At 31.4% G+C, this 23,423-nt stretch carries 17 protein-coding genes; 11 read left to right on the top strand and 6 right to left on the bottom strand.

All coding sequences use genetic code 11. From position 1 onward, the window contains the following. The first annotated feature begins 60 nt into the window (after positions 1–60). Both LCI24_RS07340 and LCI24_RS07335 read left to right on the top strand, forming a co-directional pair. Positions 61–987, top strand: a complete 927-nt coding sequence (locus tag LCI24_RS07340; RefSeq protein WP_274639793.1) for a hypothetical protein — start codon at positions 61–63, stop codon at positions 985–987. A gap of 1 nt (position 988) precedes the next feature. After that, positions 989–1,234, top strand: coding sequence for a hypothetical protein (locus tag LCI24_RS07335; RefSeq protein ID WP_274639792.1), 246 nt, complete (start codon positions 989–991; stop codon positions 1,232–1,234). A gap of 201 nt (positions 1,235–1,435) precedes the next feature. Here the strand turns inward: LCI24_RS07335 and LCI24_RS07330 are convergent, their stop codons facing one another. After that, positions 1,436–2,272 carry a hypothetical protein gene (locus LCI24_RS07330; RefSeq protein ID WP_274639791.1) on the bottom strand — a complete coding sequence of 279 codons (837 nt, stop codon included), beginning with the start codon at positions 2,270–2,272 and terminating at the stop codon, positions 1,436–1,438. Between the two features lie 489 nt (positions 2,273–2,761). Here LCI24_RS07330 and thrA point away from each other — a divergent pair, with 489 nt between their 5' ends. From thrA to thrC, 4 genes are read left to right on the top strand one after another with little or no spacing between them, the layout of a single operon-like run. After that, entirely contained in the window at positions 2,762–5,203 is a 2,442-nt protein-coding gene (gene thrA, locus LCI24_RS07325) for a bifunctional aspartate kinase/homoserine dehydrogenase I (protein WP_274639790.1), read from the top strand. A gap of 3 nt (positions 5,204–5,206) precedes the next feature. After that, entirely contained in the window at positions 5,207–5,836 is a 630-nt protein-coding gene (locus tag LCI24_RS07320; protein WP_274639789.1) for a class I SAM-dependent methyltransferase, read from the top strand. After that, positions 5,833–6,762 (top strand): homoserine kinase, encoded by a 930-nt coding sequence (locus tag LCI24_RS07315; protein ID WP_274639788.1) that lies wholly within the window; start codon positions 5,833–5,835, stop codon positions 6,760–6,762. The genes LCI24_RS07320 and LCI24_RS07315 overlap by 4 nt, the downstream gene beginning before the upstream one ends. A gap of 10 nt (positions 6,763–6,772) precedes the next feature. Beyond that, positions 6,773–8,053 (top strand): threonine synthase, encoded by a 1,281-nt coding sequence (gene thrC, locus LCI24_RS07310; RefSeq protein WP_274639787.1) that lies wholly within the window; start codon positions 6,773–6,775, stop codon positions 8,051–8,053. Positions 8,054–8,103: 50 nt separating this feature from the next. On the opposite strand, the gene LCI24_RS07305 is transcribed toward thrC, so the two are convergent. The 3 genes from LCI24_RS07305 to LCI24_RS07295 all read right to left on the bottom strand — a co-directional run bounded on the left by LCI24_RS07305 (position 8,104) and on the right by LCI24_RS07295 (position 13,756). Further along, positions 8,104–9,228, bottom strand: coding sequence for an alpha/beta hydrolase-fold protein (locus LCI24_RS07305; protein WP_274639786.1), 1,125 nt, complete (start codon positions 9,226–9,228; stop codon positions 8,104–8,106). Between the two features lie 85 nt (positions 9,229–9,313). Further along, positions 9,314–12,871, bottom strand: a complete 3,558-nt coding sequence (locus tag LCI24_RS07300; RefSeq protein ID WP_274639785.1) for an ABC transporter permease/M1 family aminopeptidase — start codon at positions 12,869–12,871, stop codon at positions 9,314–9,316. Positions 12,872–12,874: 3 nt separating this feature from the next. Beyond that, entirely contained in the window at positions 12,875–13,756 is an 882-nt protein-coding gene (locus tag LCI24_RS07295) for an ABC transporter ATP-binding protein (protein ID WP_274639784.1), read from the bottom strand. Positions 13,757–13,962: 206 nt separating this feature from the next. On the opposite strand from LCI24_RS07295, the gene LCI24_RS07290 reads away from it, so the two are divergent. The 5 genes from LCI24_RS07290 (at position 13,963) to LCI24_RS07270 (ending at position 21,137) form a co-directional block, all read left to right on the top strand. Beyond that, positions 13,963–15,093 (top strand): sensor histidine kinase, encoded by a 1,131-nt coding sequence (locus LCI24_RS07290; protein WP_274639783.1) that lies wholly within the window; start codon positions 13,963–13,965, stop codon positions 15,091–15,093. Beyond that, positions 15,086–15,787, top strand: coding sequence for a LytR/AlgR family response regulator transcription factor (locus LCI24_RS07285; RefSeq protein ID WP_274639782.1), 702 nt, complete (start codon positions 15,086–15,088; stop codon positions 15,785–15,787). Before LCI24_RS07290 ends, LCI24_RS07285 begins: the two co-directional genes overlap by 8 nt. 67 nt (positions 15,788–15,854) lie before the next feature. Beyond that, positions 15,855–17,627 (top strand): AMP-dependent synthetase/ligase, encoded by a 1,773-nt coding sequence (locus LCI24_RS07280; protein WP_274639781.1) that lies wholly within the window; start codon positions 15,855–15,857, stop codon positions 17,625–17,627. Between the two features lie 72 nt (positions 17,628–17,699). After that, the gene (locus LCI24_RS07275; RefSeq protein WP_274639780.1) at positions 17,700–19,472 is read left to right on the top strand and encodes an AMP-dependent synthetase/ligase; all 1,773 of its coding nucleotides are present in this window, start codon (positions 17,700–17,702) and stop codon (positions 19,470–19,472) included. A 42-nt stretch (positions 19,473–19,514) separates the two neighbouring features. Further along, positions 19,515–21,137: an RluA family pseudouridine synthase gene (locus LCI24_RS07270; protein WP_274639779.1), complete on the top strand. Its 1,623-nt coding sequence runs from the start codon at positions 19,515–19,517 to the stop codon at positions 21,135–21,137. A gap of 82 nt (positions 21,138–21,219) precedes the next feature. Here the strand turns inward: LCI24_RS07270 and LCI24_RS07265 are convergent, their stop codons facing one another. Both LCI24_RS07265 and LCI24_RS07260 read right to left on the bottom strand, forming a co-directional pair. Next, entirely contained in the window at positions 21,220–22,515 is a 1,296-nt protein-coding gene (locus LCI24_RS07265; RefSeq protein ID WP_028892072.1) for an MFS transporter, read from the bottom strand. Between the two features lie 68 nt (positions 22,516–22,583). Beyond that, a complete protein-coding gene (locus LCI24_RS07260) occupies positions 22,584–23,393 on the bottom strand; it encodes a M48 family metallopeptidase (RefSeq protein ID WP_274639778.1) in 810 nt (269 codons plus the stop codon). Positions 23,394–23,423 lie beyond the last annotated feature (30 nt).

The raw sequence follows: 23,423 nt of genomic DNA, 5'->3' as shown, positions 1-23,423 counted from the left end.
ATTTGTTTGCTTTTGCTAACTAGTTGTAATTATTTAAAAAAGAAAAAGGCTATACAAAAAATGGAAAAAGAATATATAGAATATCAAGATTTACACCAACATAAAGGCTCAGAAAACTATGAGGTGCTAAAAATATTAGAATCTAACACAGTAGTATATGAAATGTTTTTTGAAAAAAAACAATATTTAGTGTCTTTAATCGGTAAAAATGAAAAACTACAAAACTTTAAATATAAAAGGCTTAAGCTTGATGTTTTTGGAAATATTTTGGATGAAGGACAGCTATATGAAACCTTAACAGATGGTACTATGTGGCATATGGATAATTATAACAATTGGTTGATAAATGGAAATGATGAAGAACAAAACTACATTGACCCTTTAACCTATAGTGAAAAAAGAGATTTAAAAAGTTGGTTAATAAAATTCGATGAATTGTATAACAAAGCTTCTTATGTTTACGAATCTTCTTGGAGTTACTATATGAAAGTAGAAAATAATTGGTATAAATTTTCATATGATAAAAAACTATTTACCCCAGAAACCTTTGATACCAAGGTATATGAAAAATACCCTCCCAAAATAACCCCTGAAGAAGTACGTATGGTGAAAATTCCTGAGGTCTTTGATAACTTATTAGAAAACAAAACCCTACAATTAGCAGAATATGTAGAAATGGACAAGCAAAAAAGTAGTGGTTTAAACCCTATTAGTTTTTCTTCTGGTTATTACATGTTCGAATTACATTTACCACAAGGTGACATCTTAAAATTTAGACGTTATGGTGCCATGGGGTTTAATGCTGATATGAATATATATCAAATACCTAAAGAATTAGGTGGTAGCGACGAAGTTTTTTTTATAGAACAATTACCTAGACAAACTTATCCTGATAAATCCTTTGCTGGTTTTTATGCCATACGACCTAAAAATTACAAAGAATTACCTGAGTATAAATCATATTCCGAAAAAGAGAAAAAAAATTAACATGAATAAAAAAAGTGATAATTTTGGTTGTACACATGTGATATATGGTATTGTTTTCTTTGATATCATTGCTATAATTATATGGCATGAAAAATATATCTCTGGTAAATGTAGTTTTTGTACAGGCTTAGGTGAGTTTATTATTTTGTTATTGTATTTAGGAGTAGCTTCGACTATCGGAGCTTTTCTATCACTGCCTTTTCATTACATCTATCACTACATTAAAAAGAAAAAACAAAATAATTAATGTTGACTTCATAAATTCTACTAAAAAACTCAAAGTTTTGTTGTTGACATTAAGTCTAAAATTTATTCAATACTTTTTTATCATATGTTCATTACAATTTAAATTTACTTTGTTTTTGGGTTTGGAACAGATATTAGCAATTCCGAGTGGATTCGGACATAGTCGAATCTGCCGTATTTGCGGTTATATCTTATTAGGTTTTTATTTTTTTATTGAACTAGTTTTGTAATAATGATCATTCTGCAAAATTACTTTTAGTGAATCAAGGTCAAGTTCTTTAGTTTCTCTGGAAAAATCTATTTTCTCATATTGTTTGTAAGATTTTAGATTATTAATTCTTCGGTAAATAGAAATTAAATAATTCTCACTTGTTTTAACATTCTTTAAAAACATATTGATATTTGTTTTTCTACCATTTATTTCTTCATTTTTAATTGAACAGAACTCAGCATACTTGTTTACAAAACTTATTGATTCTGATGTTTCCATTAAATGATCAATTATTATGGGACTTGTCGAAAATGATTGATATTTATTTATGTAAACATTATTTAATCTTGTTGACACGAAAAAAGGTGTATCAATAAATCCTAATATATGATCTTTTCTAAAGTTGAGATAAATTTTCCGAAGATTGTCTTTAACTTCATTTTTCATATGAATAAAAATATTTTCTCTTTCATTTTCGATTGCCGCTTTTTGTTCTTTTAAAGCTTTTATAGCATTATCTACTAATTGTACTTTTATTGAATCGCTTTTTTGTCCATTAACTTTTAAAACATTCTCTAATTCTTTTATTCTTGTACTATCGTTTTGTCTTTTATTTTCTAGCTTTTCAATAATTGTTTTAAAATGAATTGTATCTGTAGCATACTGTTCATTACTAATTTCATCATTTCTAGCAGAAATAAAGCTATTGCCTGCATTAAGAACCAACATTAGTATTATTAAAATCCATCCAAAGAGTGAGATTTTTTTAATCTCAGCAAAGAAGTCTTTTATAGAAACTTTTTTCTTTTTCTTTTTCTCTAGTTTCAATTTACCCTCGAATACAATGGCTAGAAGTAAAACTATTGATGAAAGTATTGTCAATATTATGTTAAGGGTATCCATTTTTTAAATGTTAACTGATTAGTTTACATCCAGAATAAACTTACCATTATATCCTCTTATCAGCAGGATAAGCAGCAATATTTAGCAATTTTATTCTTTTTACTTTTCGCAATATAGCTGTATTCTATAAACTATCAAAAAGGGTATTCACAAAAAAACAACAACTTTTCTTGTTTTTTAGAACATAATTTATACATTTGGCTTAATGTTTAACAACAAAAGACATATTATCTCTATTCCAGCTGTAAGTATTACGGCTTCTTTTGTTGGCACAACAACTACAATTACTACTACAACCCTTTAGGGGTTATTTCTATACATATCATCATTCCGTATATATTTATTTTTTCAAAAGACTTGAAAACAGATAAATAGCTTAAAAAATCTTATTTTTAATTTATTATTCATTTTAAAATGAACGTTTTAAAATTTGGTGGTTCCTCAGTAGCCAACCCTCAAAACATAGAAAAAGTAGTAGAAATTATTGCCAATGCTTCAATAAACAACCAACTCATTGTAGTGGTTTCTGCATTTGGAAAAACCACTAATAAACTCATTGCATCGGCAGAACAAGCTGCTCAAAACAATGTTAATTATCTTGAAAACTTCAAAGAAGTAGAACAATTACACTTTGAAGTAATTCATGAGTTAGTACCTAAAAATCAGCAAGAAGAAGTTAAAACTCATATTACTTCACTGTTTAAACAACTAAAAACCTTGTTAGAAGGTTGCTTTTTACTAAATGAAATTACTCCTAAAACATTAGCGACCATTAGTTGTTTTGGAGAGTTATTATCCTCATATATCATTGCAAGTATAGCTAGTAAAGAACTCGATGTAGTATATAAAGACAGTAGAGAATTAATTAGTACTTCTAATGATTTTGATAAAGCACAGGTAGATTTTCAACTAACCAATGCTAATTGTAAAGCCTATTTTTCAACTAACAAGCACCAAGTAACGCTATTACCAGGATTTATTGCTCGTACAAAAGAAGGAAAATCAACTACCTTAGGACGTGGAGGATCCGATTATTCTGCGGCTATTTATGCCGCTGCTGTAAGTGCAGATGAATTACAAATATGGACAGATGTTAGTGGTATGTACACGGCAAATCCGCATCTAGTAAAACAGGCATTTCCTATTCCACATATCTCGTATCAAGAAGCCATGGAATTGTCTCATTTCGGAGCTAAAGTTATCTACCCTCCTACGATTCAACCTGTGTTAGAAAAAGAAATTCCGATTCGAATAAAAAATACTTTTGACCCTGAAAATGTAGGAACACTCATTTCTAAAATTACAGAAAATGGGAAGCCTGTAAAAGGAATTTCTCATATAGAAAATATCACGTTGCTAACTTTAGAAGGTAGTGGTATGGTGGGCGTTTCTGGCATTTCTAAACGTTTATTTGAAACACTATCTGCACACAATATTAATGTGGTGCTTATTACACAAGCTTCTTCTGAACACTCTATCTGTGTAGGGATTTATGATGAAGATGCCGAAAAAGCAGCTTTAAAAATTAATGAAGCTTTCGCTATAGAAATAGAGCGTCATAAAATAGATCCGATTATTGTAGAACAAGGATTGGCAATTATTGCTTTGGTAGGTGATAAAATGAGAAATCATCAAGGGTTGAGTGGTCAAATGTTTAGTTCTTTAGGCAAAAACAACGTAAATATTCGCGCTATTGCCCAAGGTGCTTCGGAAAAAAATATTTCTGCTGTTATCAATAGTTCAGATGCCAAAAAAGCATTGAATACCCTGCACGAACAGTTCTTTGAGGAGAAAGTTAAGCAGTTAAACTTGTTTGTTACGGGGGTAGGAAATGTGGGTGAACGCTTTTTAGCACAAATCCATCAGCAGAAAAAGTACTTAAAAGAACAATTGAAACTGAATATACGTGTTGTAGGAATTTCCAATTCTAAACAAATGGTTTTTGATGAAAGTGGTATCAGTTTAAAATCATGGAAAGAACAATTACAAAACGGAGAAGCAAGTTCTTTAGAGCTTTTTTTCCAAAGAATAAAAACATTAAACCTTCGTAATTCAGTTTTTATTGACAATACTGCTAATCAACAAGTTTCTGAAGTGTATGAGCATTATTTAGCCAATAATATAGGGGTGGTTACGTGTAATAAAATTGCCTGTGCTTCTGAACTGAACAATTACAAAAAATTAAAGCACATCTCTCATAAGTTCAATGCACCTTTTTTATTTGAAACCAACGTAGGTGCTGGTTTACCTATTATTGATACGCTTAAAAACTTAATTGCTTCTGGTGACCGAGTACATAAAATACAAGCCGTGTTATCAGGGTCGTTAAATTTTGTATTCAACAACTTTAATAAGAATATTTCATTTCACGATGTTGTACAACAAGCACAAGAACAAGGATATACTGAACCAGATCCGAAAATTGATTTAAGTGGTGTAGATGTGGCCAGAAAAATATTAATTCTTGCACGTGAAAGTGGTTATGAATTAGAACTTTCAGACATCGAAAACAATGCGTTTTTGCCTAAAAAGAGTTTGAAAACTACAAATAATGAAGATTTTTATGCTTCATTAACTGAATTTGAGAGTCATTTTCAACAAATATATAAAGAAGCAGCTGATAAAGATTGCCGCTTAAAATATGTAGCTGAATTTAACAATGGAAAAGCGAGTGTAGGCTTGCAACACATTCCGTTTGACCATCCTTTTTATAATTTAGAAGGTAGTGACAATATCGTGTTGTTTTTTACAGATAGATATCCTGTAAATCCTTTACAAATAAAAGGAGCTGGTGCAGGTGCTGAAGTAACTGCTTCTGGAATTTTTGCTGACGTGATACGAATTGGAAATCAATAGTCTATGGAAAAACGTTATCAAAATATCATACAAATCTACAATACCGTAGCTCAAAAGTATCAAGATAAATTTGCTAATGATACAGTATATAATCACAGTTATGACTTACTTCTAAAACATATGAAACCAACTCATAAGAATGTGTTGGATGCAGCTTGTGGTTTTGGAAAGATTACCAACTATCTTTTAAACCACAATCCTAAACTTTCCGTGTTAGGAGTTGATGCTGCTGAAAACATGGTGTCTTTGGCAAAACAAAACAATCCAAATGCTTCCTTTAAAGTGATGGATTGTAGAGAAATTAACAGTTTACATCAAGGTTTTGATGTCATTATCTTCGGATTTTGTTTTCCATATTTAACGAAAGAGGATGTTTTAAAACTTATAAAAGATGCTGCTATTATGTTACCTCCAAACGGATTACTGTACATCAGTACCATGATTGGAAATTACGAAAAAGATTCTCGTATAACTACTAGTTCAGATGGAAAAAATTCGATGTTTATCCATTATCATGAACCAACATATTTAATTGAAGCTCTAGAAGCACAAGAATTCAAAATTTTAGAAAATTACACCAAACTATATCAAGAAGGTGGTGATACCGACTTGTTCTTAATTGCAAAAAAATGAACTATATAAAAATATTTTCACCTGCAACCGTTGCCAATGTTTCCTGCGGATTTGATGCTTTAGGTTTAGCACTCGAAACGGTTGGAGATACTATGACTTTTTCCAAAACGGATACAAAAGGTGTCAAAATAACCAAAATAACAGGGGCTGATTTACCTCTAGACACACAAACAAATGCTGCGGGAGTGGTTGCACTAGCTATGCTAGAAAAACATCCTGTTGATTTTGGTATCAATATTACCATTCACAAAGGATATACTCCAGGAAGTGGTTTAGGAAGTAGTGCTGCCAGTGCTGCGGGAGCAGCGTTTGGTGTAAATCAGCTGTTAGGAGGCATCTTCTCCCCTCTTGAATTGACGCAATTTGCTATGTTAGGAGAAGAAGCAACTTGCGGAACGCCTATTGCAGATAATGCTTCTGCAGCTATTTACGGAGGATTCACATTGGTACGCAGTTACGAACCATTGAGTATTGTAAAAATCCCTGTTCCTGCAGATTTAAGAGTAGTTGCTATTCACCCACAGGTTGAAGTAAAAACAAAAGATGCGAGAGAGGTATTGCCTAAGGAAGTTCCTTTAAAAGACGCGGTTACACAATGGGCGAATGTTGGTGGTTTAATTAGTGGATTACATACCAATGATTATCAATTAATCTCAGATTCACTAACCGATATCATTGTTGAACCTGCTAGAAAAAAACTAATTCCTCATTTTGATTTAGTGAAAAAGGAGGCTTTAAAAGCTGGTGCTTTAGGAGCAGGAATTTCAGGTTCAGGTCCAACTATTTTTGCTTTGTGTAAAGGCGATGCAACTGCTGAGAATGTTTACAAAACCATTCAAAACACTTATCAAGACAAACAAATTGATTTTAACATGATTCTTTCAAAAATCAACACAGAAGGAATTAAAATTTTAGAACAACACTAAATATGAAATTATGAACTATTATAGTCTCAATCATACATCACCCAAAGTTAGCTTTGAAGAAGCTGTAGTTAACGGATTAGCTCCTGATAGAGGATTGTATTTTCCTGAAAACATTACGCCACTATCAAAAGAATTTATTGATAATATTGGTGAATATTCTAATGAAGAAATTGCTTACGAAGCCATTCAACAATTTGTAGGAGATGAAATTCCTAAGGAAGTTTTACAAGAAATCATTAAAGAAACCATCAATTTTGAGTTTCCTGTAGTACCGATTGAAGAAAACATTGGTACATTAGAATTATTTCATGGACCAACCATGGCTTTTAAAGATGTAGGCGCTCGTTTTATGGCTCGTTGTTTAGGTTATTTTAACCGTGATAAAGACCAACAGGTTACAGTTTTAGTTGCTACTTCTGGTGATACTGGAGGAGCTGTTGCTAATGGTTTCTTAGGGGTTAAAGGTGTAGATGTGGTCATCCTCTACCCTAGCGGAAAAGTAAGTGATATTCAAGAAAAGCAATTAACAACCTTAGGACAAAATATTACTGCTTTAGAAGTAAATGGTGTTTTTGACGATTGTCAAGACATGGTGAAAACTGCTTTTTTAGATGCAGAAATTAATTGTACGTTAACCTCAGCAAACTCCATAAATGTTGCTCGTTGGTTACCTCAAATGTTTTATTTCTTCTTTGCCTATAAGCAAGTTTATAAAAAACATAAAGAAGTAGTTTTTTCGGTTCCAAGTGGAAACTTTGGAAACATTTGTGCAGGTATTATGGCGCAAAAATTAGGATTGCCTATTAAACATTTTGTAGCTGCTACCAATGTAAACGATACCGTTCCTAATTACTTACAAAGTGGAGATTATCAACCAAAGCCTTCTAAAGCAACCATATCGAATGCGATGGATGTTGGGAATCCAAGTAATTTTATTAGAATCCAAAAATTATTCAACAATGATTTAGAGGTTTTAAAAAACGCTTTTTCATCTTTTTCTTTTTCTGATGATGAAACTCGTGAAGCCATGAAAAAAATCTATCAAAATTCAAATTATATTGCCGATCCGCACGGAGCTGTTGGGTATTTAGGATTGAAAAAGTATGATTTACTGAATGCCTATGGAATTTTCTTAGAAACAGCCCATCCTGTTAAGTTTTTAGATGTTGTGGAAGATGTTTTAAATGTAGATATTGAAATTCCTTTGCAAATAGCTTCGGTAATAGATCGACAAAAGAGAGCTACAAAAATTAGTTCCTATCAAGAATTGAAAGATTTTTTAAATGTTTAACGCAAAAAAATGCCTCATATTTGAGGCATTTAAAATTTTATAAGGTTCATTTACAATTTACTCTTTGCTTTTTGTAAGCCTTCTTTCATAACTTCTTCAAATTGAGAGTTTGGATAGTCATTTATACCTCTTTCAAAATACTTACTAGCATTTTTATAGTCTTTATATTTTAAATAAAACTGCCCTAGTCTGTTTTGCCAATATGCACTTTTATATCTATTGGTTTCTAAAACATCTTTAAACTCTTCCATAAAAAAACTAAAGTATTTAAAATTATCACGTTTCCATGCTAACCAAATCAATGCGTTTTTCGTGCTATTATCTATTTTTCCGTCACCTCCAAAACGTTTAGCTCTTTCTTTGAAATAAGATTTTAGGTAAGGGATTCCTCCTGCTTTTTCATAGGCTTCAATACTTTCAAACACCAATGAATCGTAATTATGATAATAATACATGATTCCCTTGTACATAGCTAGATGAGGCATTGTTTCATGTACCTCATCATTAAATAACTCATACTTCCAAAGTAAATTTTTAGGGTTGTGCTTTTTTAATACTCTATTAAACTCTTCCGTAGATTCTATATAATATATATCTCTTTTAGAATTTGCTATATATAAATACACATCACCATCCGATTTAAAATTTTCAACTAGCTTTTCAGAAGCATAGCCTCCATCCGTTATAATTGCTCCTTGAAATACATTATTTTCTTCTAAAATTAGTTTGCTTATATAATATGCTGCAGCTTCCCAACCATAAATAACACGTTCGTTTGTAGTTCTAAATTTATCATCTATAAATTTGATTACTTCGTCTTTTAAAAAAGAGGTAAATTTTTTATTTTCACTACTGAAAAGAGTTCTTCTTAAGGGGTTTTCATTTTTTATTCCTACAACAATCATTTCAGGAATTGCTCCTGGAGTTCTCAATGATTTCTGAATAGCTACACCATTGGTAAAAAACCACTGACCATCTAAAATATACAAAACAGGATATGCTTCTTTTGAAGTAGTATAACTATCGGGTAAATAAACCTGAATATCTCTATCCTGATTTAAAATAGTTGATTTAATAGTATAATTAATTCCTATGGTTACCTTGCTTTCTGGTATTTGAGAAAATGAATAAAAGGCGCAAACTAGAGTGAATAATAGCGTAATATGTTTAGTCATTTGGTTAAAGTTTAAACTCAAATGTAAAAATATGATTGTCATATAATTAACATTTGAGTCTTTTTTATAAATACTTTAACTAAAATTAAAGTTCTAATATATTGTCTCTTAAATTTTCATCATTTCTAGTTCCATAAGGGTCTATAGCTATATAATTAGGCTTTTCTTTTACTATAAACCTAATCTCAATAATCTCTTTATTTAATTGTTTAGACTTATAGTACAATACAGAGTTATTATCTTTTACAAGAGATGGATGCTCTGTAAAAGCTCCTATTTTTATAGGTTCATTAATCCCTATTTCTTTAGTTTCTCCATTTTCTAATGTTTCAATTCGTTTTGCTTTTATAGTTGCAGTAACCTCATAGATACCATTGGGTAGCTGTTTGTACGTACTTTTTTCTACAGCCAAGTCATAAGTTATTACCCTTTTAAACCAATCATCTATCAAATGATGATTTTCTTTAGGAGTTTCCTTATATAATTCATCTAATAATTCAATGGTATGTGCTTTAGGAGAGTTTTCAAATCGATATCGGTCTGTGATAGTTTTTAATACTCTATTTACTTGCTGTTCTCCTATTAAGTCTCTCAATGCCATGAACATTATGTATGCTTTTCCATATGATATATAGCCTTCATCCTGTACTTTATAAATTGGTGGTTCTTGAGTTCCGCCAAAAGCTCTTCCGAAGAAATAACGTCTTCTTGCTGCTTCTGCTAATTCGTATAAAGCACGTTTACCATACATTTTTTCCATTACTACAGCTTCAGTATACTTTGCTAATCCTTCTACAAATAAAGCCCCTCCTGCAACAGGTTTAGCTGTTAATGTATGTCCCCACCATTGATGTGCTACTTCATGAATTGTTCTTTTTGAAACTAAATTAAATGTATTTTCTTCACGAACATCTGATAAATACAAACGGTCTTCCACCATGCTAATAACTCCTGGATGCGCATACCCTCCGAATGACCAATGTGAAGGTATTTCTGCTATACGAACATGATTAAAGTTATAAGAACCGAAGTTTTCTTGACAATACGCTAAGGTTTCTTTGGTACTCTCTTCTATTTCACCAATATTAAAATGATGGTCAGCATTATAATACTGCTCTATTGCAATTCCTTTATATTCAGTTTTCTGAGTTTGATATTTCCCCGAAAAATAAGCTACCATAGGCAATATTTTCCCTTGAGATTTATAATGGTAGTAATTTCTATTATTTTCTGACCAAGTCTTTATCAAATCTCCTGAACTTATAGCTGTTTGGTCTTTACTTGTAGATACTATAGTTTCAAATTGTACTTTTTCAATTTTAATATCTTCAAGAGCTATATGAACATCTGAATTATCTTCTTCTTCTCTTTCAGGTAATCCTCTTTTTTTACGCTCAATTCTGTCTGCTATTTCATATCCAGAAGCATATCCAATAATAGGTTCAAAATTTCTGTACGTTATATACGTTCCGTCATAAACAATACTTTTATCTTCCTCATACCCTTTTAGCTCTTTTTCAATAGTAAAAGTATATGCTACTGAATCATTTGGTTGGAGTTTTTCTTTAAATTCAAATACATACGCTCCGTGTATTGTATCTTTCGTAGTCAAAAGAGCATTTTCTATATGAATATACTTCACAGGGATTCGTTCGGTTATTAACAGTTTAGATATAGCTTCGTTACTTGTATTTTTTAAAATGTAATTTGCTTTTACAGTATATTTTCTTTCCTCTGGAAAAATAGCTACTTCCGTTTTTTGTGAGGTTGGATACGGCTTTTCTAACACTTGATATTGCTTATACATACGTTCATAATTTTCACTAAAATTTAAATAATCATTTTCAGTTTGATAATCACCAACAAAGTTTGTATTGTAAAAGACCAAGCTTGCCATACCAATAGCTAGGGAAAGAAAAGTTAAAGACAATACCTTTTCGCTTAAGTTATATCCTTGTTTTAGTTGCTTTATTTTATACGAAAAGCCTTTTACCATTCCTCTGTTCCATATCTTAAAAGCCAATAAGATTAATAGTACCCCTATACTTAACCAATACAAACCTAAATGATTAAATAACTTAGCATTATTGGCATAAGCATTCATACCATCAAAAGTTACTCTAGGCATAAAACCTATACTTGTTAAAGGGTGTTCTAATCCTAAAAGGTTAGCTTTCATACCAACTATGACAAACAGACCGAAAGCTCCCATTCCTATATATTTACTCTTAGTAATACTATTTATAAATATGGCTAGCATAGCATAAATAACCAATTGTAAACCATAATAATAAAACACAGATGTGTACATACTGAAATCAATATCAGTAAAACCTAAGCTTACTTGAAAAACTATACACATAAACACCCCTGATCCTATCAATAACATTGGTAGTAATGATAGACTGATAAACTTAGCAGCAAAATACACCCAGTTTTTTACAGGGGTAGCGCCCATTATTAGATTAAAATTTACACTATGCTCTCTCCATACAATCTCTGAGCCGTAAAAGATTAGTAGTATCAATCCAAAAAGAGTTAGCGGACTTGTTATCAGTTCGATTAATTGATTTGTAAGTGGATAAACACTCACTCCGTATTCACCTCCTTCAACAACAGTTGCATACAACTCTGAAAAAACAATAATCAACCACATACCAACTATTACTAGAAAAGGTAAGCTTTTAAATACACTCTTTAATTCTAATCGTATGAGAGATAGTAATGATTTTATTTGTGCTGTTACTCCGTATGTTCCATTTATAGGTTTGTATGATATGACCTGTTTTTCCTCATTTTTAATTCCTTTTTCTTTCTTAACTTTTTTTGTAGTCATTCTAAAAGAAAAAACTTTATATGTTAGTAACAATACTCCTGTAGAAAATGCTATCCAAAGTATTCTATTCAATAAAAATAATCCTGAAAAAGAAAGCAATTGTGTGTTTTTTTGGTACGCAGTCCAGTATTGAGTCTGTTCAAAAAAAGCAGCTATACCAAAAGAATCTGCTATTGCGGCTACCGACATCATTTCTGGCGATGCTGGAACAGATTGTGCTAATAATGGCGAGTTTAAGAAAATAGAACTTACAAAATACAGCATGTAAATAAATACTGCACTTGCATAAGTGGCAATACTATTTTTGGTAAGTGTACTAACTGAAAATATTAAAGAGGTACAGATAAAAATATTAGGTAACACTAAATACAACCAAGGTTGTAGGTAGTTCAACGCATTAAAGCTTCCTAGTCTTTCAGCATCTAAATTAGAAAAATGATTCCCGAAAATATAGCCAATTACAAAAGGAGTAAAAGCAACAACACTAAAAATAAAAGTACCTAAAAAACGGCTCCAAAAATAATTATTCTTTTTTATGGATGAACTGTAAATTAAGCTTTCCATGTTATGCTGCTTATCTCTTATAATAGCTGTTACCGCAAAAAACATGGTTATAAAAACACTACCTAAAGTAAAAAGACCTGTATGAAAGTAAACTTGATAAACAGCATTAAAATTAACTCCAGTAGGAGCATGCCCTTGACTTCCTGTAAAATACCCTAAACCTAAAAATAAGATTGCAAATATGGGGAAAGCTCGTTGTTTTAACTGATAGTAAATTTCAAATTGTAATAATTTCTTAAACATAGATTAGGCTTTTTTATGGTGAAACAATGTAGCGAAGTAGTAGTCTTCTAAATTAGGAGTGATTCTTTCAAACCCGTTAGATAGTGAAGCTTCAGAGAAGACTCTTATTTGTGTTTCTCCTGACACTAATTTGGTTGAAATAACCTCGTACATCTTTTTGTAGTGCTCGAGGTCGTTTTTAGCTATAATTTTTGTCCAAATATTATGTAGAATACTTGCAACTAATTCTTTTGGATTTCCTTGAGAAATGATTTGACCTTCCGATAAAATTGCCATTTGCGTACATAGGTTTCTAACATCTTCTACTATGTGAGTAGATAAAATAACAATTACGTTCTCTCCTATTTCACTTAGAAGATTTAAAAAGCGGTTACTCTCTTCAGGATCTAGTCCCGCTGTTGGTTCATCTACAATAATTAGTTTTGGGTTTGCTAATAAGGCTTGAGCAATTCCAAAACGTTGTCGCATTCCTCCAGAAAATGTATGTACTGCTTTTTTTCTGTGTTGATAAAGGTTTACTTGCTGTAATAAAGAAGTTACTTGCTTTTTTCGTGCTGAGTTATTAGTAATTCCTTTCAGAATAGCTAAATGATCTAACAATTTTTCTGCTGATATTTTAGGATACACTCCAAACTCTTGAGGAAGATATCCTAAGTGTTTTCTTATTTCCTCTGGTTTATTAATAATATCATGATTATTAAACATAATTTCTCCAGATGAAGGTTCTTGTAAAGAAGCAATAGTACGCATTAAAGAAGATTTACCAGCTCCGTTAGCTCCTAATAAACCAAACATTCCGTTCGATATTTTTAAGTTTATTCCATTTAATGCTTTAACTCCGTTAGGATATGTTTTGGTAAGGTTGGTTATAGTTAATGTATTCATATAAGATTCGTTTTTGTTTGCAACAAATCTCTAGCATCTTAACTTTCTTCTAAATTAAAAATGATGTACTCTATTCTTTTCAGCACACATCATATTCTTTTAATAGCTAACTTATGTTTGACTAAAAAAGCTCTTCATTCATCTAAAAAACAATAGTGTTTATCAATATAATTGTGAGAACAGTTTTACATGAGTAATTTTGAGGTATGATAGATTTTTTAAAGAAATACAAAGCTTTTTTTATTGGGCTTCTAATTATAATTCCATTATTCACTTTATTAGATTATCTAAATTTTCTAAATATACCAGATGATCAACCTGTTGAGGTTATTGTAATTACTTTTTTTTGGGCACTTGTTATTGCCTTACCCATACATAATTATCAATACTTAAAAAGGAAAAAGAAAGCTGTAATTGGTATTGCCGCTCTTTTTGTACTGCTTTTTCTTACTGTGCTTATTGATTCATTTATGAAACTTCCAGATAATCCTATCACCTTCATTCTATTAATGATATTTTGGTGTGGACTAGCCTATTTTTTAATACCTGATTTTATAAAAAAATACTGGAAATTTATAACACTTCTATATACACCGTTACTATTATACTTTTTATACCTACGATTATTTTCTGGTGACTTAGAAGCTTATTTAAAAGTAAAGCAAGAAACTCCTTTCTATATTTTCTTCGTTCCCATTCCTATCTTCTTTTTTCTTTGGGTTTTTGAGCAATGGAAATGGGTACAGGAGCTAAAAAAAGAAAAATCTAAAACAGAACTATCACTCTTAAAAACACAAATAAATCCACATTTTTTCTTCAACACTCTAAACAACCTGTATGCCTTAACCGTAAAAAGTTCACCGCAAGCGCCAGAAGTTATTTTAAAACTATCTGATATGATGCGCTACACAATTTATGATGGAGAAAAAGAAACTGTAAAAGTTTCAGAAGAAATAGCATACTTAAATAATTACATTGAGCTACATAAAATCCGTTACAAAAAGTCTGTTGAAATTACCTTTAATCACAGCATAGATCCTAATTTAAATATTCCGCCATTATTATACATTATCTTACTTGAAAATGCTTTTAAACATGGTATAGAGTCACTAGCGGAAAACGCTTTTATTCATATCAATTTATATGATAATGATGATTCTATTTACTTTGAAATAGAAAACAATTTTGATTCTAATGAAATAACTAATTCTAAAGGAATTGGGCTGCAAAACTTAAAGCGAAGATTATCTTTGTTATACAATCAAGAACACGAATTAATCATTAATTCTACAAACAACATTTACAAAACACTTTTAAAAATCCCGAAGCATGCTTAAATATATAATTATTGATGATGAGCCTTTAGCACATGAAATCATAACGGAGTTTTGTAGCATGCTACCTCATGTTCAATTAGAAAAAAGTTGCTACAATGCTATGGAAGCTATGCAATTTTTAAATGAACATACGGTTGATTTTATGTTTTTAGATATCAACATGCCTAAATTAAAAGGATTGGATTTTTTAAAGACGTTGTCCAATCCACCAAAAACCATTATTACTACCGCCTACAAAGAATATGCTCTTGAAGGCTTTGAATTAAATGTTGTGGATTATCTTTTAAAACCTTTTAGTTTTGATCGTTTGGTAAAAGCGGTCAATAAAGTATCAGATACTTTACCTACCAAAACAATCCACAAAGAAAGCATAGAGCCTAGTCAAGTCAATACCCGACTTTTTATCAAAGGAGATAAAAAACACCATCAAATTGATTTAAGTGATTTGTTGTTTATAGAAGCTTATGGAAATTATACTAAACTATTTTTAGCAGATGAAATGATTGTAAGTCATGAAAAAATTTCTCATTACGAATCTCTGTTAAACCCTATTCAATTTTTAAGAGTACATAAATCATTCATTGTTGCTGTAGATAAAATAAAGTTTATAGAAGGTAACCGTATTATAATTCATGAGCATAAGGTTCCTATTGGTCAAACCTATAAAAGCAGTGTTAGCAAACTTTACAACTAACATCAATTTTATTTTTCGTTTATCTCTTTTATTTTCATAGATTTATGCATCAACCAAAACCATTTAAATGCATATATCTTCAAAAGTTACACGTCTTTTTGATTTCCCATATCACCAACTAGAAAACTATCCACAACAACATTGTTTAGTTTCAAAAGAAAACAATGAATGGAAAAATACCTCTACTCAAAAATACATTGAAGACGCCAATACCATAAGTAAAGCTTTACTAAACCTTGGTGTTAGACCTGGAGATAAAATAGCTGTGATTACTTCTGTAAATCAACCAAAGTGGCATTTGTTAGATATAGGAGTTATGCAAATAGGAGCTGTAAATGTGCCTTTATATCCCACTTTTTCTGAAAAAGATTATGCATATATCTTAAATCATTCTGATAGTATTTATTGTTTTGTTTCAGATGATGAGTTATACCAAAAAGTAATAAAAGTTCAAGAACAAACTCAACTTAAAAAGGTGTTTACTTTTGAAGAACTAGAGACAGACTATGGATGGTGCTCTTTCCTAAGCCTTAGTAAAGGTGAAACCCATCAAACAACAGTGAATGAATTAAAAAAAGCAGTGGAACCATCTGATTTAGCTACTATTATCTATACCTCAGGTACTACCGGAACTCCAAAAGGAGTTATGCTTTCACATAATAACATTGTTAGTAACGTTTTTGCTGTTGGAAAAAGACTGGATTTACAAGGAAATAAAAAAAGAGTAATCAGCTACTTACCTATTTGTCACATTTTTGAGCGAGCAGCATCTTATTATTGTCAATATATGGGCTTTGAAATTCATTTTGCTGAAAGTATTGATAAAGTTGGAGAAAATTTACGAGAGATTCGACCTCATTTTATGGCAGTTGTTCCTAGATTATTAGAAAAAGTTTTTGATAAGATCGTTGATAAAGGAAGTAATTTAAAAGGTATCAAAAAACGGCTGTTTTTCTGGGCATTGCAACTAGGAGAACAGTATAAACCATACAAAGAAAATGGTTGGTGGTATGAGTTTAAACTCTCTATAGCCCGTAAACTTATTTTCTCAAAATGGAAAGAAGCTTTAGGTGGGCAATTAGAATTTATGTTAGCGGGAAGCGCTCCTACACAAGCTAGACTTGTTAGAGTATTTACAGCTGCAGGAATTTCTGTTTTTGAAGGCTACGGACTTACCGAAACCTCTCCTGCTATCTCTGTAACCGATATGCGAAATAAAGGTTTTAAAATTGGAACGGTTGGGAAGATTATTGAAAACGTAAGTGTAAAAATAGCTGACGATGGAGAAATCTTAGTTAAAGGTCCTAACGTAATGATAGGATATTATAAAGATTCTACAAAAACTAACGAATCGATTATAAATGACTATTTTCATACGGGAGATATCGGAGAACTAGACAATGAAGGTTTTTTAAAGATTACGGATAGAAAAAAAGAAATCTTCAAAACTTCTGGAGGTAAATATATTGCTCCTGCTATACTAGAAGGTGAATTAAAAAAATCACGTTTTATAGAACAAGTAATGGTTATTGGTGAAGGAGAAAAAATGCCTGCAGCATTAATCCAAGTTGCTTCAGAATTTGTTCAAGAATGGGCTAAAAGACATGATTATACTATTACAAACATTACTACAGACGAAAAGCTCATCAAACGAATTCAAAAAGAAATTGACTTTTGTAACCAAAAATTTGGAAAATGGGAACAAATAAAACGCTTTGAAATAACCGCTGATGAATGGACAACAAATTCGGGGCATCTAACTCCGACATTAAAAATGAGACGAAAAATTATCTTAGAAAAATACAATAATCTCTACCTAAAAATATATAATCCTCAATAAATCAACTAGTAAACTACAACTTGTGCAATCGGGGTATTTTTCATACTTTGCAAAGCCCAAAAATTTGAACATATGTCGATTGAAATTACGCGTCTTTTTGACTTTCCTTATTATCAACAAGAAAAGTATAATTTAAAAAAAGCATTTATCACTAAATACAATGGTGAATGGCAATCTATATCAACAAACGAATATATAGACAAAGCCAATGCTATAAGTAGAGGTTTATTACGACTAGGAGTACAACCTAACGATAAAATTGCTGTAATTTCTACCAACAATAGAACTGAATGGAATATTTGTGATATTGGAATATTACAAACTGGAGCTCAAAATGTTCCTATTTATCCTACTATTTCTAAAGAAGACTACGAATATATTTTAAACCACTCTGAAGCTACTTACTGTTTTGTTTCTGATGATACAATTTTAGAAAAACTAAATCAAATAAAAGCTAATACAAAGCTTAAAGAAGTTTTTACTTTTGATGATATCCAAGGAGAAAAAAGCTGGCAAGAAGTTTTAGCCTTAGGTGAAGATAATAGCAATCAGAATGAAGTTGAAGAACGTAAAGATGCTATTAAGACAGATGATTTAGCAACTTTAATTTATACTTCAGGAACAACAGGTCGTCCTAAAGGAGTTATGCTAAGTCATAAAAATGTAGTTTCAAATGTACTAAGTAGTGAAAAACGTGTTCCTTTAGAATATGGCCAAGGTAGAGCTTTAAGTTTCTTACCTGTTTGCCACATCTTTGAACGTATGATTTTGTATTTATATCAATACTGTGGTATTTCTATCTACTTTGCAGAGGCTATTGATAAATTGAGTGAAAATGCTCAAGAAATCAAACCAAATGTTATGACTGCTGTTCCAAGGTTGTATGAAAAAATCTACGATAAGATTTATGCCAAGGGAGCTGACTTAACTGGAATTAAAAAGAAATTGTTCTTTTGGGCTATAGAATTAGGTTTACAATACGAACCCTATGGAGCTAACGGATGGTGGTATGAAAAGAAACTAAGCATTGCTAAAAAACTTATTTTCTCTAAATGGCAAGCTGCCTTAGGTGGAGAGTTAAAAATAATGGTTTCTGGTTCTGCTGCATTGCAACCACGTTTAACTAGAGTATTTACTGCTGCTGGAATGCCAGTAATGGAAGGTTACGGCCTTACTGAAACTTCTCCTGTAATTGCTGTAAACGATATGCGTGATGGAGGTTTTAGATTAGGAACTGTAGGTAGATTAATTGATGGTGTTGAGGTTAAAATAGCCGATAATGGAGAAATCCTAGTAAAAGGACCAAACGTAATGCAAGGATATTACAAAGATCCAGAAAAAACTGCTGAAGCATTACAAAACGGATATTTCCATACAGGTGATAAAGGTGAATTAAGTGAAGATGGTTTCTTAAAAATAACTGGACGTACCAAAGAAATGTTTAAAACCTCAGGTGGTAAATATATTATTCCACCATTATTAGAAGGTCAATTAAAACAATCTCGTTTTATTGAGCAAGTAATGGTTATTGGTGAAGGTGAAAAAATGGCTGCAGCTTTTATTCAACCAAACTTTGAGTTTGTGCGTGAATGGGCACAAAGACATAACGTTACCGTAGGAGATAACAAAGACTTGGTAAACAACCCTAAAGTAATAGAACGTATTCAAGAAGAAGTTGACTATGCCAATACTAAGTTTGGTAAATGGGAAACTATTAAAAAGTTTGAATTAACCGAAGAAGAATGGTCTATTGACGGTGGACAGCTTACCCCTACCATGAAAATGAAACGAAATATTATCAAAGAAATGTATAAAGACTTATACGACAAGATTTATAGAGATTAATTGTTTAAAGTGTTGTGAGAGCAACACTTTTTCTTTTTTAAGATGAGTAAAATTATTTCTTTTTCTTCGGATATTTCAACTATTGAATTACCTAAAAAGTTCGATTACCCTTATAATTATTCACCTCATACTCTAGCCCAAATAGCAACAGAGGAATTACAAGAATATTTAACGAGTCAAACTGATTTTTCGCACAACTTCGGAATCAAAAAACCTGAAGATAAAAAAGCTCTTGGAAAAATGTTTGGAGTCTTAGCTGTACAACAACAAGATGGAAATTTAGGGTATTTAGCTGCTTTTTCTGGTAAACTTGCTGAAAGTACACAACACAAACATTTTGTACCTCCAATATTTGATGTGTTAGATGCAAATGAATTTTATATTAAAACAGAAGAACAGCTTAATGAGTTAACTCATAAAATAGTAAGCTTAGAAAACGCTTCTGATTTTATTGAAATAAAAAAAGCATATCTAGAAACACAACAACTACACGAAAAGCTTTTAGCTAAAGAACAGTCTAAAATTAAACAACGTAGAAAACTTAGAAAAGAATTAGCTAAACAAAACAACCAGTTAAATATTAACGAAGAGTTTTACTTACGTGAATATGAAGTTTATTTATTTGATAAAATAGCTCCTTTAAAAAAAGCGTACGATACAAAACAGTACCAAATAGAACAATTAAAAAAGCAACGAGCAAACCTTTCAGCCTGGGCTCAACAAGAGATATTTAAAAAGTATACTTTTCTTAGCTATCGAGGAGAAACCAAAAACTTATTAGATATTTTTACTGACTCTACACAAAATATTCCTGCTGGTGCTGGTGATTGTTGCGCTCCTAAATTACTTCAATATGCATACAAACATCAACTAAAACCTATTTGTATGGCCGAGTTTTGGTGGGGTAAGCCTTTGCAAACCTCTATAAGAAAACATCAAAACTACTACCCTGCTTGTACTGGTAAATGTAAACCTATTTTAACACATATGTTACAAGGAATAACTGTAGAAGAAAATCCATTAGTTGCTCAATTAAAAGAAGAAAAAGAAATTACAATTATTCATGAGGATTCAGACTTGTTAGTAATTAACAAACCACATGAGTTATTATCAGTTGTAGGTAAAGAAATTAAAGATTCTGTATTTAGCCGTATTCAAAAATTATATCCAAAAGCTACAGGTCCGTTAGTTGTACATCGGTTAGATATGTCAACCTCTGGAATACTATTAATAGCAAAAAATGAAGACACTTATAAAGCTTTACAAGCGCAGTTCATTAATAAAACTGTACAGAAACGCTACGTAGCTTTGTTAGAAGGTGTTTTAAAAGAGAAAAAAGGTATTATTGAGTTACCACTTAGAGTAGACCTAAATGATCGCCCTAAACAGCTTGTTTGTTATAAACATGGAAAAAAAGCTCTGACTCAATGGGAAACTATAGAAATTCTAGACAATAAAACCAAAGTCTACTTTTATCCTGTTACAGGACGTACACATCAGTTACGTGTACATGCTGCCCACAATTTAGGACTAAACACTCCTATTATAGGTGATGATTTATACGGTAAGAAAGCAGATAGGTTGTATTTACATGCTGAAAAAATCACATTTGTACATCCAACTTCAAAAGAACAAGTAAGCTATACAGCTCCTGCACCTTTTTAATAGCAGGGCGATAGCCAAAAACTCCTTAAACTTATTTTAAAATAGTTTTAAGTATTATTTGTGTAGCTAATATTACACAATTTTATACTACATATTTTGTCTTTTTAAGTGTGCTTAAAATAATAAACGAAGCTAAAAAGAAAATAGCTAAACACAACACACTCCACTGCATAGAACCTGTAATTGCATTTAATGCTCCATATACAGCTGTTCCTAAAACAATGGCTATTTTTTCGGTAACATCATAAAAACTAAAATACGTAGCATGATCTTCTGTTTCTGGTAATAATTTTGAATACGTAGAACGTGTTAAGGTTTGAATAGCTCCTTGTACTAACCCTAATAAACCTCCTAACCCATAAAAGTAGATATCAACATACTCTTGAGATTTATCTAAAGAAAAAGCACAAAAACAAACTAACATCCACACTGCAATCGTTACTTTTAAAGCGGTAATATTTCCCCATTTTTCTGAAAACCTTGAAAATAAAACAGCTCCTAAAATTGCAACAATTTGTACCAATAAAATAGTAATAATTAAACTCGTAGAAGACAGCCCTAATTCTGATGAACCAAAAATAGCTGCCATTAAAATAATAGTTTGTACACTAATACTTAATAAAAAGAAAGAAATTAAAAAGCGTTTTAATGTTGGGTAGTTTAATAGCTCTTTAATTACTATTTGTAACTCTCTGTACCCTTTCCATATATAATCTTTTTCAGGCTTCTTGTTGTATACATTACCTGGTAAACGTTTAAAGGTAACTTGAGCAAATCCTAACCACCATAAACCTACCATAACAAAGGAAATTCTAGACGCCATTCCTGCACTAATACCTATAGTTTCAGGAAACATAATCATAGCTAAATTTATTAGTAGCAAAATAACAGAACCAATATACCCATATACAAAACCTTTGGCACTCGCTCTATCTTGCTGTTCTGGATGAGCTACCTCTGGTAAATAAGCATTATAAAACACCAAACTTGCCCAAAAGCCTATACTTGCTAAAACAGTAAATAAGATTCCAATCCACACAGTGTCTATTCCATCAAAAAAGTACAAACTCATTACCGATAATGATCCTAGTGTACAGAAAAACTTCATAAACTTTTTCTTACTTCCCGTATAATCTGCAATACCTGATAAAATTGGAGAAATAAAAGCTACTACTAAAAACGAAAACGATAAAGCATAGCTGTATAAACTATCTGGATGCTCCCAATCCATACCCAAAAAGCTTACTATTTTACCTTCCGTTACTCCGCTGTAATACAACGGAAAAACAGCTGTACTAATTACTAATGAATATACTGAATTGGCCCAATCGTAAAATGCCCATCCGTTAATTAACTTCTTATCTCCTATTTTGTACATATAAATTCTAATAAAAAAAACCGTTCATTTTAAATGAACGGTTTGCAATATACTATAATTTATCAATCTTATTTACTCGTAGGAACGTTGTATTTTGCCGCTAACTTTTTAGCTTCAGGTAAAAAATTTCTTAAAGTCTGAATACGCGTTTGATTAGATGGGTGTGTACTCATAAATTCTGGTGGAGCTCCTCCTCCTGAACGTTGACTCATTCGTACCCATACTTCTGCTGCTTCTTCTCCTTTATACCCTGCCATAATCATAAAAACCAACCCTAATTTATCAGCTTCTGTTTCATGTTGTCTACTAAATGGTAACATTACCCCTACTTGAGTTCCTAAACCATAAGCCATATTCCACATTTCAGCATTTTCACTGTTTTGAGTACCTAAAGCTAAAGCTACTCCTCCTAATTGTTGTAATTGCCCTGTAGACATACGCTCTTGTCCGTGTTTTGCAAATGCGTGAGCTACTTCGTGTCCCATTACTGCTGCAATACCATCTTCATTAGCACAAATTGGTAGAATTCCTGTATAAAAAACTACTTTTCCACCAGGTAAACACCATGCATTTACAGTTTTATCTTCAACTAAATTAAATTCCCACTCATAAGCATCTGCTTCTGCTTTCATACCATTAGCTCGCATAAAACGATCTACAGCTGTAGAAATATTCTTTCCTACACGTCTAATCTCATTCGTTTTAGCAGTATTAGTAGATAGTTTATTCTCTTCTAAAAACCCCTTGTATTGTGCAAAACTTGCTGGTAATATTTGAGCATCATTCACAAAATTTAATCTTTTTCTTCCCGTAATTGGCACAGTGCTACACTCTACTAAAAAAGCGGCTAAAAATGTTAGGGCTATAATTTTTTTCATTGTTTAATAGTTTAAAGTTCTATGTTCTTG

The organism is Tenacibaculum larymnensis (assembly GCF_028829235.1).
In the GTDB taxonomy this organism is placed as follows: Bacteria; Bacteroidota; Bacteroidia; order Flavobacteriales; family Flavobacteriaceae; genus Polaribacter; species Polaribacter larymnensis.
Note: the sequence above shows the minus strand (reverse complement) of the source record. Positions and strands in the feature narration are given on the sequence as shown.

Bases quoted from the DNA above. Each gene is read 5' to 3' on its own strand.
- LCI24_RS07295 (WP_274639784.1), bottom strand. From the start codon at position 13,756: ATGAATACATTAACTATAACCAACCTTACCAAAACATATCCTAACGGA.
- LCI24_RS07340 (WP_274639793.1), top strand. From the start codon at position 61: ATGGAAAAAGAATATATAGAATATCAAGATTTACACCAACATAAAGGC.
- LCI24_RS07320 (WP_274639789.1), top strand. From the start codon at position 5,207: ATGGAAAAACGTTATCAAAATATCATACAAATCTACAATACCGTAGCT.
- LCI24_RS07335 (WP_274639792.1), top strand. From the start codon at position 989: ATGAATAAAAAAAGTGATAATTTTGGTTGTACACATGTGATATATGGT.
- LCI24_RS07290 (WP_274639783.1), top strand. From the start codon at position 13,963: ATGATAGATTTTTTAAAGAAATACAAAGCTTTTTTTATTGGGCTTCTA.
- LCI24_RS07285 (WP_274639782.1), top strand. From the start codon at position 15,086: ATGCTTAAATATATAATTATTGATGATGAGCCTTTAGCACATGAAATC.
- LCI24_RS07265 (WP_028892072.1), bottom strand. From the start codon at position 22,515: ATGTACAAAATAGGAGATAAGAAGTTAATTAACGGATGGGCATTTTAC.
- LCI24_RS07300 (WP_274639785.1), bottom strand. From the start codon at position 12,871: ATGTTTAAGAAATTATTACAATTTGAAATTTACTATCAGTTAAAACAA.
- LCI24_RS07260 (WP_274639778.1), bottom strand. From the start codon at position 23,393: ATGAAAAAAATTATAGCCCTAACATTTTTAGCCGCTTTTTTAGTAGAG.
- LCI24_RS07305 (WP_274639786.1), bottom strand. From the start codon at position 9,228: ATGACTAAACATATTACGCTATTATTCACTCTAGTTTGCGCCTTTTAT.
- LCI24_RS07280 (WP_274639781.1), top strand. From the start codon at position 15,855: ATGCATATATCTTCAAAAGTTACACGTCTTTTTGATTTCCCATATCAC.
- LCI24_RS07315 (WP_274639788.1), top strand. From the start codon at position 5,833: ATGAACTATATAAAAATATTTTCACCTGCAACCGTTGCCAATGTTTCC.
- thrA (WP_274639790.1), top strand. From the start codon at position 2,762: ATGAACGTTTTAAAATTTGGTGGTTCCTCAGTAGCCAACCCTCAAAAC.
- thrC (WP_274639787.1), top strand. From the start codon at position 6,773: ATGAACTATTATAGTCTCAATCATACATCACCCAAAGTTAGCTTTGAA.
- LCI24_RS07275 (WP_274639780.1), top strand. From the start codon at position 17,700: ATGTCGATTGAAATTACGCGTCTTTTTGACTTTCCTTATTATCAACAA.
- LCI24_RS07270 (WP_274639779.1), top strand. From the start codon at position 19,515: ATGAGTAAAATTATTTCTTTTTCTTCGGATATTTCAACTATTGAATTA.